This window comes from Psychromonas sp. 14N.309.X.WAT.B.A12 (genome assembly GCF_030397575.1).
In the GTDB taxonomy this organism is placed as follows: Bacteria; Pseudomonadota; Gammaproteobacteria; order Enterobacterales; family Psychromonadaceae; genus Psychromonas.
Map to the genome: position 1 here is coordinate 107,685 of NZ_JAPNXS010000004.1, position 14,039 is coordinate 121,723.

The window sequence follows — 14,039 nt, forward strand, 5'->3', positions numbered from 1 at the left end:
AACTATTCGGACATTAAACATTATTAGTATGTATCAGTCTCAATACTACCAAAAATATAAGATAAGAGCGAAGACTTAATTTATTTACTATTTCTGCGGTTAAACTTTTGCGATAAGGCTAATTCAGGCTTTTAATATGCTTATTATTTGTCTAGAATGCCTGCTCGTTTTAAATTACTAAAATACATATGCTTTTTGGTTGGAAGCATCACTGTGAGGAAATTAGCATGCCAATTATTACTCTTCCCGATGGAAATCAACGTCAATTCGACAACACTACTTCTATAATGGAAATCGCTGCAGATATCGGCCCAGGCTTAGCAAAAGCTTGTATCGCTGGTCGCGTTAATGGTCAACTTGTTGACGCTTGTGATCCTATTGAAACCGATGCTGAAGTGGCGATCATCACCAGTAAAGATGATGAAGGTTTAGAAATATTACGTCATTCATGTGCTCATTTATTGGGGCATGCAATTAAACAATTGTACCCTGAAGCAAAAATGGCAATCGGTCCTACCATTGATAACGGTTTCTACTACGATGTTGATCTAGACGTAACCATTAATGATGAAGAGTTAGCAAAAATTGAAAAACGCATGCAACAGTTAGTGAAAACTAATTATAACGTTGTGAAAAAGAAAGTAAGCGTTGATGAAGCTATCGCTGTATTTAAAGAACGTAATGAACCATACAAATTAGAGATTCTTGAAGGTATTGATAAAGATGATCGTCCTGGTTTATACCACCACGAAGAATATATCGATATGTGTCGTGGACCACACGTTCCAATGATGAAATTTAGTCAATGGTTTAAATTGATGAAAGTGTCAGGCGCATACTGGCGTGCCGATGCAGACAACAAAATGCTACAGCGTATTTACGGAACGGCTTGGGCGGATAAAAAACAGCTAAATGCTTACTTAAAACGTCTTGAAGAAGCTGCAAAACGTGATCACCGCAAAATTGGTAAGCAGTTAGACCTTTACCATATGCAAGAAGAAGCACCGGGTATGGTGTTCTGGCATCCAAACGGTTGGACTATTTTCCGTGAGCTAGAAAGCTATATTCGTGAACAAACCGTTGCCTTTGGTTACCAAGAAGTAAAAGCACCACAAATTTTAGACCGTTCATTATGGGAAAAGTCTGGTCACTGGGATAAATACAAAGACGGTATGTTCTGTACTTGTAGTGAAAACCGTGATTACGCAATCAAGCCTATGAACTGTCCTGGCCATGTTCAAATCTTTAATCAAGGTCTAAAGTCATACCGTGACTTACCATTGCGTTTATCTGAATTTGGTTCATGTCATCGTAACGAGCCGTCGGGTTCTTTACACGGATTAATGCGTGTTCGTGGTTTTACACAGGATGATGCACATATCTTCTGTACAGAAGAACAAATTCTTGAAGAAGTATCTGCTTGTATCAATATGGTATTTGAATGTTATAAAACATTCGGATTTGAAGATATTGTGGTTAAGTTATCTACTCGCCCAGAAAAACGTGTTGGTGATGATGCAACATGGGATAAATCTGAAGCAGCATTAGCACATGCACTAGATGAAAATGGTGTTAAATTCGAGTATTTACCAGGAGAGGGTGCTTTCTATGGTCCAAAAATCGAATTTACTTTATATGATTGTTTAGGTCGTGCGTGGCAATGTGGTACAATACAGTTAGACTTCTCAATGCCAGGTCGTTTAGACGCCACTTATGTGGGCGAAGATAACGAACGTCATACACCTGTTATGATTCACCGAGCGATTTTAGGTTCTTTAGAACGTTTCATCGGTATTTTAACAGAAGAGTATGCGGGTATTTATCCAACTTGGTTATCACCTCAACAGGTGGTTGTAATGAATATTACTGATAAACAGTCTGATTTTGTTACAGAAGTAGTCAATAAAATGAAAAAAATGGGTATTAGAGCCATTTCGGACTTGAGAAATGAGAAGATAGGCTTTAAAATCCGCGAGCATACATTAAAGCGTGTTCCATACTTACTCGTAATCGGCGACCAAGAGGTTGAAGCGAACGAAGTAGCAGTAAGAACACGTAAGGGTGATGACCTTGGTAAAATGCAGGTTGATAATTTCATCGACCATGTGAAACAAGAAATCATCTCCCGCTCATAACATTAATTACTTGGAGGAATTTGTTATAAAAGGTGCAAAAAAAGCCCCGCAAACGGGCAACAAACATCGTTTAAACGATGAAATAACTGGTACTGAAGTACGTCTTTCTGACGCAGAAGGCAAACCTGTTGGTATTGTTTCTTTAGAAGAAGCTAAAGATATGGCATTTGAAGCAGATCTGGATTTAGTTGAAATCAGTCCAAACGCTGAGCCGCCAGTTTGTCGCATCATGAACTATGGCAAATTTCTCTTTGAAAAGAGTAAATCCGTTAAAGAACAACGGAAGAATCAGAAACAGGTTCAGTTGAAGGAAATAAAATTCCGTCCTGGGACTGATGATGGCGACTATCAGGTAAAACTACGCAGCCTGGTTCGCTTTCTTGAAGAGGGTAACAAAGCCAAAGTAACGCTACGTTTTCGTGGTCGTGAAATGGCGCATCAATCACTTGGGATGGAATTATTAAATCGCGTTAAAAACGATTTAGTAGAAATCTCTACTGTCGAATCTTTCCCTAAGTTGGAAGGTCGTCAAATGGTGATGGTACTTGGCCCTAAACGTGCTAGCTAAGGCATAAAGAAGTATTGAAGTGCGAATATGAAAGTATTCGCATTATTTACTCGCCTTACTGGTTTAATTTAAATATTTTAACAATGCGGAGTTCGCAATGCCTAAAATGAAATCTAACAAAGGTGCTGCAAAGCGCTTTAAAAAGACTGCTTCTGGTGGTTTTAAACGTAAGCAATCTCACTTACGTCATATCCTTACTAAGAAATCTACTAAACGTAAACGCCACCTACGTGCTCAAAGCATGGTAGCAAAAGTAGACGTACCTAGTATTAACAGAATGTTACCATTCGCTTAAGTAAGGAATATATAAAATGCCAAGAGTAAAACGCGGTGTACAAGCTCGTGCACGCCATAAAAAAGTCTTAAAACAAGCTAAAGGTTATTACGGAGCTCGCTCACGTGTTTATCGCGTAGCAGTTCAAGCAGTAACTAAAGCTGGTCAATACGCTTACCGTGACCGTCGTCAACGTAAACGTCAGTTCCGTCAACTATGGATTGCACGTATTAACGCTGCATCTCGTTTAAGCGGATTATCTTACAGCCGTTTCATCAATGGTCTTAAAAAGGCTTCTGTTGAAATCGATCGTAAGATCTTAGCTGATATTGCTGTATTTGATAAAGCAACATTTGCACATTTAGTAGAAGTTGCTAAAAAAGCGCTAGCTTAATCATTATTGATTAACTGTATTGAAGGGGAGGCATTTATGTCTCCTTTTTTTTGTCTAAAATTTGCCTTTACACTTCATTAATACCAACCCCAGCAACTAATATCTTTTCGTCGATTGTTCAACAGGCGATGAAGAAAATCAATCTTCGAAATGTTTTAAAGTAAGCCATTTTTTCTGAGCAAAATCTAGCGCACTGATTTAATATAATTACAATAACAAACCTCTTAATTTAACACTCCTATATATAATTTAACCTATCTTATTCGTTTGTCTCTTTTAAATAGCAGGAATATGACAGCTGTAATATAACTGTCACAAAAGAGAAATATAATCTTCGCCATCAATTATGTTGGAGATAGTAAATGGAACGTGATTTAGCGACCACGCTACAAGCGAATAAAAAGCGAGTGGTTAAGGATAAATTAGTCAAATATGGGGTAACAACAGGCGGCTCGTTAGTGCTGGTCACGTTGTTGCTAATTTTCGGGTACCTTTTATACGTGGTTTTACCTATTTTTGCGCCGGTAAGTATTGAAGAAACCCAATCCTTTCAACGTAAAGACGCGACACCTATTTATGCTCAGGGTATAGATGAACAAAACGAAGTTGCTTACCAAATGGATGAGCAAGGTTTATTGCGGTTTTATTCCTTGAGAGATGATGATTTAGGTCAGACTTTACTCCAATATCAAGCCTTTGAAGATACTAACGAGATAACTAAAACAATGCCTGCAAAAGGCATTTTTGCGTTAACTAATATGAAAGGTGAAGTGAAAATAGTTAAACCTAGTTTCGGAACTACCTACCCAAATGATAAACGTTTAATTACACCTGAATTGGATTTTCCATTGGGAGAAGATGTTTTTGTTGTTTCAGAAAATCAACAACCTTTACATCATTTAGCCTTTGAAATGAACGAAGAGAACGCGGGTATTGCTGCGGTAAATACTGATGGTGAAGGTGTCTACATGCTCATCTCAGGTGAAGAAAACTTCATGACGGGTGACGTTGAATGGTCTCAAGAGTTATTTACATTACCCGGTTTTCCAAACAAGGTTGACCAGTTATTGTTAACGCCTAATCTACGTAAATTATTTGTACGTAGCGCTAATGACCTAATGGTCTACGACATTAGTGATACCGATGATATCCATATTGAGTCGGCGTTTAAAGTGAATGCTAAAGGCAGTAACGTTAATAATGTTCAGTTACTTACTGGTGCAAGCTCATTATTAGTAGCGAATGAAAATGGTGTGATTAGCCAGTGGTTCGAAGTGTTAGGTGAAAATAAACGTGAATTTACTTTTATTCGTGATTTTAAAGCGCCAGCTAAAGTGACTCATATTGTTCCTGAGTTTTACCGTAAAGGATTCTTAACAACCACTGAAGCAGGTGAGTTGTCGATTTTCCATACAACAGGTGAGACTGAATTATTAACTGAGTCTATCTCTAAAGCGGGTGCGTTGAATATTGCTATCTCTCCACGTGCTAATGCAATTTTAGTATCAGATAAAGACGTTATCAAACTGTACTCTGTTGATAATGAACATCCTGAAATTACATGGTCAGCACTATGGCAGGAAGTTTGGTATGAGGGTTATCCAGAGCCACAATATATCTGGCAGTCAACCTCTGCAAGTGATGATTTTGAAGCAAAAATGAGTTTAGTGCCTATTTCATTCGGTACTATCAAAGCTGCTTTTTATGCCATGTTATTTGCGGTACCTATTGCTATATCAGCGGCGATTTACACGGCATACTTCATGTCTCCGGGGATTCGTTCTTACATCAAACCAACCGTTGAAATCATGGAAGCATTACCAACGGTTATCCTAGGTTTCTTAGCAGGGCTATGGTTAGCACCAATCGTTGAAAATCAGTTACCGGGTATTATTCTTCTATTAATTACTTTACCAGCCAGTATTTTAGTGGCTGCGATAATTTGGACGAATTTACCTAAATCAATGAGCGATAAAGTAAGTGAAGGTGTCTTACCACTGGTACTACTTCCTATCTTAGTGGCGACTGGTTACTTCTCAATGGCCTTTAGTGAAACCTTGGAGTTATGGTTATTTAACGGAGATACACGTGTCTTCTTAACCAATGACCTAGGCATCAACTTTGACCAACGTAACTCATTAATCGTAGGTATTGCGATGGGCTTTGCGGTTATTCCAACTATATTCTCAATTGCTGAAGATGCCATTTTCAGTGTGCCTAAAAGTTTAACCATGGGTTCACTGGCATTAGGTGCGACGCGCTGGCAGACATTGGCTAAAGTGGTTATTTTAACTGCTAGTCCAGGTATTTTCTCTGCCGTTATGATGGGTATGGGACGTGCTGTGGGTGAAACAATGATTGTATTAATGGCAACAGGTAACACACCTATTATGGATTGGAATATATTCGAAGGTATGCGTACGTTATCGGCTAACATTGCCGTAGAAATGCCAGAGTCAGAAGTAGGTAGTTCACATTACCGCGTATTGTTCCTCGCTGCATTTGTGCTGTTTATCTTCACCTTCTTCTTCAACACGGTCGCTGAGTTTGTTCGTCAGCGTCTGCGTGAAAAATATTCAAGCCTATAAATAGGAGTTAGTTATTATGGGTAAATGGTTTAAATCAGGCACACCGTGGATTTGGATGACGGGTGGTGCTGTAAGTTTGAGTTTAATCGCAGTAATTGGGTTAATTTTATTAATAGGTTGGAGAGGGTTAAGTTTCTTCTGGCCTGCCACTGTGTATGAGTTTTCAATTGAAAATCAGCAGGCAGAAAAGTCGGTATTAATCGGTGAAATTTACGATACTGAACATGTATTGAAGCAACAACTGATTGATGGTGGTGTGACTGGGTTAGAAGATGAAGCTGATTCATTAGATCGCTTCTTACTTAAAATTGGTAATCGTGAATATGTTGATTTAGATTTCCAATGGATTCTAGAAACTTATATTAAAGATAAAAAAGTAGCACATGATATTGTGGTCTTTGAACGTACTAAAAATGGTAATTTCTACGGATATCTAGAGGCGTTGAAAGAGGGTGAACAAACCTTACCACTTACTAAAGATCAGTTAATTGATGAGCTACATGTTCGATTAGACCGAGCACTTGAGTTTCGTGATAAAGAGCACGATTTATTAACCGGTGATATTGGCCGAATCAATAATGACCTAGCGAATATTCGTTTAGAGCAACGTAAAGTTGAATTAGATGGTGAATTAACCGAGGCTAAAATTGCTGAGTTTAAAGCACAAAGTGATGCATTACGTGCTGAATACTTAGGCCTAGAGAATGAGTTATTTGGTTACCGTGACCAAGCTAAACGCGATACTGTCGTTGTAAAAGACATGACAGGGCGCTCGGTGAGCATGCCGTTATCTTATATATTAGATTTTTATCAACCAAACGATATGAGCTTCTTACAAAAGATAGGCCATTGGTTACACCAGGTTTACAAATTTGTACATGATGACCCACGTGAAGCGAATACAGAAGGTGGTGTTTTTCCTGCTATCTTTGGTACGGTATTCATGGTGATGCTAATGGCGGTCATTGTGACACCATTTGGTGTAGTTGCCGCTATCTACTTACATGAGTATGCAGGTAAAAACAGTATCACTAAATTCATTCGTATCGCGGTAATTAATTTATCGGGTGTACCTTCAATTGTATACGGTGTATTTGGTTTAGGCTTCTTTGTTTATATCTTGGGTGGCAGTATCGATCAGCTACTTTACCCAGAAGCGTTACCATCACCGACTTTTGGTTCACCGGGTGTGTTATGGGCAGCGTTAACATTGGCTATACTTACTTTACCTGTTGTGATTGTATCAACAGAAGAGGGTTTAAGCCGCATTCCAAGTACATTACGTGAAGGTTCATTAGCACTAGGTGCTACAAAATCAGAAACCCTATGGAGAATTGTTATTCCAATGGCTAGTCCTGCGATTATGACAGGTCTTATTTTAGCGGTAGCACGTGCTGCCGGTGAAGTTGCACCATTGATGCTGGTAGGGGTGGTAAAAATTGCACCGACATTACCCGTTGATGGCAACTTCCCATACTTGCACTTAGAAAGAAAATTCATGCACCTTGGTTTCCATATCTATGATGTTGGTTTCCAAAGCCCGAATGTAGAAGCGGCACGTCCATTAGTTTATGCAACGTCATTCTTACTAGTGACAGTGATTATCGGCCTAAACTTAGCAGCTATCGCAATTCGTAATAATTTACGTGAAAAATACAGAGCATTAGAACATTAATAGGTAAAAGTGATTAAACAGTTAACACTAACTATTAACGTATTAGACATTACAAAATCACGCACATTAGTGTGCGTGAATAAAGAGTAGGAATGACAATGATTGATTTATCAAACTTAAACGCGAAAACAAATGATTTAAATACGCTAACGCCTGAGAATACAGCGTTAGAAATTAAAAACTTAGACCTGTTTTACGGTGATAAACAAGCTCTTCACAACGTATCAATGAAAATACCGAAAGGTAAAGTAACTGCGTTTATCGGCCCATCAGGTTGTGGTAAATCCACGTTACTACGTTGTATTAACCGTATGAATGACCTAGTGGAAATCTGTCGTGTGGATGGCAATATCGAACTACAAGGCATTAATATTTACGATAAGTCAGTTGATGTAGCATCACTACGCCGCCGTATCGGTATGGTATTCCAGCGTCCGAACCCATTTCCAAAGTCTATTTATGAGAATGTCGTATACGGTTTACGCCTTCAGGGGATTAATGACCGTCGTACATTAGACGAAGCATGTGAAACGTCTTTACGTGGTGCAGCATTATGGAATGAAGTTAAAGATCGTTTGCATGATAATGCATTTGGTTTATCAGGCGGTCAGCAACAACGTCTTGTTATTGCACGTGCGATTGCTATCGGACCAGAAGTCTTATTACTTGATGAACCAACATCAGCACTAGATCCAATCTCAACGTTAACTGTTGAAGAGCTGATTACTGAACTAAAGAAAAAATTCACGGTTGTGATTGTAACGCATAACATGCAGCAGGCAGCACGTGTGTCAGACCAAACAGCATTCATGTATATGGGTAAGCTAATTGAATATTCTGATACAAATACACTATTTACTTCACCAAAACAAAAACAAACAGAAGATTACATTACCGGACGTTACGGTTAAATAAGGAGCTAAAATGGAAAACTTAAATTTAAACCGTCACATTTCAGGTCAGTTTAATACTGAGCTTGAAAGTGTGCGTAACCAAGTTATGCAAATGGGTGGTCTAATTGAGCAGCAATTAATTGATGCATTAACAGCAATGGCTGATAACGATTTAGAGCTAGCACGTGAAGTAATTGTAAAAGATAACGAAGTTAATCAATTTGAAACACGTGTTGACCAAGAATGTTCTCGTATCATTGCTAAACGTCAACCTGCTGCATCTGATTTACGTTTAATCTTAACGATCATGAAAACCGTCACAGAGTTAGAGCGTGTTGGAGACAGTGTTGCCGCTATCGCAAAAATGGCGATTGAAAACCATGGTAAAAAAGTACCGTCACTGATTGGTCTAGAAAACATGGGGCAGATTGTTATAAAAATGCTGCATAATTCACTGGACTCATTTACGCGTTTAGATCTTAATACCGCGATTGCAGTGCATAATGAAGATAAAAAAGTAAATCGTCAGTATGAAAGTATCTTACGTGAATTAATGACTTTTATGATGGAAGATCCACGTTCTGTGCCGTTTGTACTTAACGTATTAGCGTCAGCGCGTGCTATTGAGCGTATCGGTGACAGATGTCAAAATATCTGTGAACAAGTTGTTTACTTAGTCAAAGGTATCGATGTACGCCATGCAACAGAAGAAGAGATCAATTCACTGATTGAATAAAGCGCTGGTTTGAACACTTCAAAAGCGTAGATAATTTGATTATCTACGCTTTTTTCATTTTAACGACAAACCTTTGCAGCCTATGTAGCATCAGGTATACTGCGCCTTTTATTTACTGGAACCGTTACATGAAAGTTGCTGATTTTTCTTTTCACCTCCCTGAAGAATTGATTGCGCGTTATCCAATGCCTGAACGTACTAATAGCCGTCTACTTTCATTAGAGGCTAATAGCGGCCAATTACAACATTTAAATTTCACTGATATTATCGACTTAGTGGACGAAAAAGACCTGCTGATCTTCAATGACACACGTGTTATTCCAGCGCGTTTATTTGGTACTAAAGAAACAGGTGGAAAAATAGAAGTACTCGTAGAGCGCGTGCTCGATGAAACAACTTTTCTAGCACATGTACGCAGTTCAAAATCCCCAAAACCAGGTTGTAAATTATTACTTGAAAACGATGTCAAAGCAGAGATGGTGCAACGTCAAGGTCCTTTGTTCGAAATCAAAGTAGACAGTGATGAAACTGTGTTACAAATACTAGAGCGTATCGGGCATATGCCGTTACCTCCTTATATTGATAGACCCGATGAAGATGCAGATAAAGAGCGTTATCAGACTGTCTATAACAAAAATCCAGGTGCGGTAGCTGCCCCAACGGCGGGTTTACATTTTGACCAAGCTATTCTCGATAAAATAGCTGCTAAAGGTGCTGACTCTGCTTTTGTTACGTTGCATGTTGGTGCGGGCACATTTCAGCCAGTAAAAGTAGATAATATACTCGATCATCAAATGCACAGTGAGTATGCCGAAGTATCGCAGCAAGTAGTGGATAAAATTATTGCAACAAAAGCCGCTGGTGGACGAGTTATTGCTGTAGGCACTACCTCTGTCAGATCCATTGAAAGTGCGGCAAGTGTTACCTTAGCAAAAGGGCTACCATTAGCGCCGTTCTTTTCTGAAACTAGTATTTTTATCTATCCAGGGTATGAGTTTCAACTGGTTGATGCAATGGTGACTAATTTCCATTTATCGGAATCAACTTTGCTGATGTTGGTTAGTGCTTTTTCTGGTAAAGAGAATATTGACCATGCATACCAAACAGCAATACAAGAAAAATATCGTTTCTTTAGTTATGGCGACGCCATGTTCTTAACTAAAAAAACGGCATCATAAAATAAAACGCTAAATGCTGACTCATTGTATCGATGAGCCATAAATTAGCGCTTGTTCAATAAAAATCAGACTGTTTCTCTGATAAGGAAAACCATGAAATACGAATTAATTACAACTGATGGCCGCGCACGTCGTGGTCGTTTAACCTTTGACCGTGGCACTGTTGAAACGCCAGCATTTATGCCTGTTGGAACTTACGGTACGGTAAAAGGGATGACACCTGAAGAAGTGGATGCAACAGGTGCTGAAATTTTATTAGGCAACACTTTCCATCTTTGGTTACGTCCAGGGCAAGAAGTGATCCGTCAACACGGCGATCTCCATGACTTTATGAACTGGAAAGGCCCGATCTTGACGGATTCAGGTGGTTTCCAAGTATTCAGCTTAGGTAAAATGCGCAAAATCAAAGAAGAGGGGGTTTACTTTAGAAGCCCTGTAAATGGTGACCAAGTCTTCCTATCTCCAGAAGTGTCAATGGATATTCAATATGACCTTGGTTCTGATATTGTGATGATTTTTGATGAATGTACTGCTTACCCTGCCACTGAGCAAGAAGCTGATGTATCAATGAAATTATCATTACGTTGGGCAGAACGAAGCCGTAAACGTTTTGATGAACAAAAAAACCCGAATGCACTGTTCGGTATTATTCAAGGCGGTTGTTACGAGCATTTACGTGATGTGTCTTTGGATGGCCTAACGAAAATTGGTTTTGACGGTTATGCCATTGGTGGGTTAGCTGTAGGTGAGCCAAAAGAAGATATGCACCGCATTTTAGAATATATTGCACCTAAGATCCCTGAAGATAAACCTCGTTACCTAATGGGCGTAGGTAAACCTGAAGATCTTGTTGAAGGTGTGCGTCGTGGTGTTGATATGTTTGACTGTGTAATGCCAACACGTAATGCACGAAATGGCCATCTATTTACTACTGACGGTGTGGTTAAAATTCGTAATGCTAAGCATCGTGAAGATAAAAGTCCATTAGATGCAGAGTGTGATTGTTACACTTGTAAAAACTATTCTCGTGCTTATTTATACCATCTTGACAAGTGCGGGGAGATCCTCGGTGCTCGCTTAAACACGATCCATAACTTACGTTATTACCAACGTTTGATGAAAGGTTTGCGTGATGCCATTTCAGAAGGTACATTAGACGAGTTTGTTGATATATTTTACAAGCGAATTGGAAAAGAAAAACCAGTTCTAAATAATTGATAACACAACATTATTACCAAACCATTAGATAGTTTAATTTTTATACAATAAAGGATATAACATGAGTTTATTTATCTCTCAAGCACATGCAGCAGCTGAAGGCGCACCAGCAGATGGCGGCGGCATGCAAATGATTTTTATGTTGGTTGTTTTTGCAGCTATTTTCTACTTTATGATCTACCGCCCACAAGCGCGTCGTACTAAAGAGCATAAAAACCTGATGGAAAGCATCAGCAAAAATGATGAAATATTAACAACGGGTGGTTTAATCGGCCGTGTTGCTAAAATCAGTGCTGAAAGTGAATACGTTCAAATAGAGTTAAATGAAAATAACACTATCGTAATCAAAAGAGATTTTATTACAGCTGTATTACCAAAAGGTACGCTGAAATCAATCTAAATTAAAAAGGCAGGTTATCCTGCCTTTTTGACGACTAACATCGTAATAAATTATTTCTCTATGCTGTGATGTTAGTCTTTTACCTTTAGCGTCAATTAAAGGACATTATCGTGTTAAACAAATACCCTCTTTGGAAGTATTTACTACTCGGGTTTATCGTTTTATTTACCCTAGTTTATGCTGCTCCAAATCTTTATGGTGAAGATCCTGCTGTACAAGTTTCGGCCACTCGTGGTGCTAAAGTTGAACTATCTACTTTAGACAAAGTACAAGATATCCTTAAACAAAATAATATCTCACCAAAATCTACCGTTTTAGAAGATGGACAAATTCTTGTTAGATTGACTTCAAGTGAAGATCAATTATTAGCTAGCGAAGCAATCAGTGCGAATATTGGTGATGGCTTTGTGACAGCGCTTAACTTAGCCGCAGCAACTCCTGCATGGTTAGAAGCCATTGGTGGCGGGCCATTAAAGTTAGGCTTAGATTTACGTGGTGGTGTTCACTTCTTAATGGAAGTGGATATGGACGAAGCGATTAGTAAAGAGCAAGATCAGCTAGTTCAAGATTTACGCTCTGAATTGCGTGAACAAAAAATCCGTTATCGTGGCATTGAAAAAGCATCAACACAAACGGGCGTGATTGTTCGTTTTACTTCTCAAGATATCTTAGATGATGCGGTTGATTACTTGAAGCCACTGAACCCAGGTTACAGCTTTGCAGAAAAAGAGACGGGCGGGACTTTCTACCTCACCGTTAGCATGACAGATGAAAAACTCAAGTCTGCAAAAAATGATGCATTGGAGCAAAACTTAAGTATTTTACGTAACCGTGTTAATGAATTAGGTGTAGCTGAACCATTAGTACAACGCCAAGGTGAAGATCGTATTGTAGTTGAACTACCTGGTATTCAAGATACTGCTCGTGCTAAAGAGATTTTAGGTGCGACAGCAACGTTAGAATTCCATGCGGTTGATTCTGATACTGATGTGTCTGATGCATTAGCTGGACGAATTCCTGCATCTTCTGCGCTATATAAAGAGCGTGATGGTTTACCTGTTGTTGTTAAGAAGAAAATTATCTTAACGGGTAATCACATTGTTGATGCACAGTCTGGTGCAGATGAATATGGCCGTGCACAGGTTAATATTTCTTTAGATTCTCAAGGCGGCAGTAAAATGTCTCGCTTTACTAAAGATAATATTGGCAAGCCAATGGCAACGTTATTTATTGAGTATTTACCAACAGGTAAGAAGAAAGCAAACGGTAAAGCTGAAACTGAAAAACGTATTGAAGTTGCAAATGTAGCAACTATTCAAGCTCAATTAGGCCGTAGTTTCCGTATTACTGGTTTAGATAACACTGCTGAAGCACATAACTTAGCATTGTTACTTCGAGCAGGGGCTTTAACAGCACCAATTCAAATCGTTGAGGAGCGTACTATCGGTCCAAGCCTAGGTCAGCAAAACATCGATAATGGTGTTAAAGCGATGATTTATGGTTTATTAGCCGTTGTGCTGTTCATGCTTATTTACTACCGTAAATTTGGCGTAGTCGCAAATGCAGCTTTGATCTTAAACCTCGTCATGATTGTTGGCTTCATGTCGCTTATTCCAGGGGCAACATTAACACTACCAGGTATCGCAGGTATTGTACTAACGATTGGTATGGCGGTTGATGCTAACGTGCTTATTTTTGAGCGTATTCGTGAAGAGCTAAAAGCAGGTAAATCTGTTCAGCGCTCAATAAACGAAGGTTACTCAAATGCATTATCAACTATTGCAGATGCAAACATCACTACCTTTATTACAGCGGTTATCTTATTCGCAGTAGGTACAGGACCAGTGAAAGGTTTTGCGGTAACACTAGCAATTGGTATCTTAACTTCAATGTTTACATCTATCTTCGGTACACGTGCAATAGTTAATGCCGTGTGGGGTGGACGTAATGACATTAAAAAACTTTCTATCTAAGCAGGGG

General features: G+C 39.0%; 12 protein-coding genes. All 12 read left to right on the forward strand.

Translation table 11 applies throughout. The features are described 5' to 3' along the window. Positions 1–227: 227 nt before the first annotated feature. The 12 genes from thrS (at position 228) to secD (ending at position 14,032) form a co-directional block, all read left to right on the forward strand. Entirely contained in the window at positions 228–2,135 is a 1,908-nt protein-coding gene (gene thrS / locus OW492_RS06970; protein ID WP_290039211.1) for a threonine--tRNA ligase, read from the forward strand. Between the two features lie 10 nt (positions 2,136–2,145). Beyond that, positions 2,146–2,703 (forward strand): translation initiation factor IF-3, encoded by a 558-nt coding sequence (gene infC / locus OW492_RS06975; protein WP_290039212.1) that lies wholly within the window; start codon positions 2,146–2,148, stop codon positions 2,701–2,703. A 97-nt stretch (positions 2,704–2,800) separates the two neighbouring features. Beyond that, positions 2,801–2,998, forward strand: coding sequence for a 50S ribosomal protein L35 (gene rpmI, locus OW492_RS06980; protein ID WP_025564055.1), 198 nt, complete (start codon positions 2,801–2,803; stop codon positions 2,996–2,998). A 16-nt stretch (positions 2,999–3,014) separates the two neighbouring features. After that, entirely contained in the window at positions 3,015–3,371 is a 357-nt protein-coding gene (gene rplT, locus OW492_RS06985) for a 50S ribosomal protein L20 (protein ID WP_028862951.1), read from the forward strand. 362 nt (positions 3,372–3,733) lie between these two features. After that, a complete protein-coding gene (locus tag OW492_RS06990) occupies positions 3,734–5,959 on the forward strand; it encodes an ABC transporter permease subunit (protein WP_290039213.1) in 2,226 nt (741 codons plus the stop codon). Positions 5,960–5,972: 13 nt separating this feature from the next. Continuing rightward, positions 5,973–7,634, forward strand: a complete 1,662-nt coding sequence (gene pstA, locus OW492_RS06995) for a phosphate ABC transporter permease PstA (protein WP_290039377.1) — start codon at positions 5,973–5,975, stop codon at positions 7,632–7,634. A gap of 98 nt (positions 7,635–7,732) precedes the next feature. Next, positions 7,733–8,545 (forward strand): phosphate ABC transporter ATP-binding protein PstB, encoded by an 813-nt coding sequence (gene pstB, locus OW492_RS07000; RefSeq protein WP_290039214.1) that lies wholly within the window; start codon positions 7,733–7,735, stop codon positions 8,543–8,545. A gap of 13 nt (positions 8,546–8,558) precedes the next feature. Beyond that, entirely contained in the window at positions 8,559–9,263 is a 705-nt protein-coding gene (phoU, locus tag OW492_RS07005; protein ID WP_290039215.1) for a phosphate signaling complex protein PhoU, read from the forward strand. Positions 9,264–9,391: 128 nt separating this feature from the next. Next, the gene (queA, locus tag OW492_RS07010; RefSeq protein WP_290039216.1) at positions 9,392–10,441 is read left to right on the forward strand and encodes a tRNA preQ1(34) S-adenosylmethionine ribosyltransferase-isomerase QueA; all 1,050 of its coding nucleotides are present in this window, start codon (positions 9,392–9,394) and stop codon (positions 10,439–10,441) included. 93 nt (positions 10,442–10,534) lie between these two features. Then, positions 10,535–11,659, forward strand: coding sequence for a tRNA guanosine(34) transglycosylase Tgt (tgt, locus tag OW492_RS07015; RefSeq protein ID WP_290039217.1), 1,125 nt, complete (start codon positions 10,535–10,537; stop codon positions 11,657–11,659). 61 nt (positions 11,660–11,720) lie between these two features. Beyond that, on the forward strand, positions 11,721–12,059 hold the full coding sequence (yajC, locus tag OW492_RS07020; protein WP_113817674.1) for a preprotein translocase subunit YajC: 339 nt from the start codon (positions 11,721–11,723) through the stop codon (positions 12,057–12,059). Positions 12,060–12,169: 110 nt separating this feature from the next. Then, a complete protein-coding gene (gene secD / locus OW492_RS07025) occupies positions 12,170–14,032 on the forward strand; it encodes a protein translocase subunit SecD (protein WP_290039218.1) in 1,863 nt (620 codons plus the stop codon). Positions 14,033–14,039: the final 7 nt, after the last annotated feature.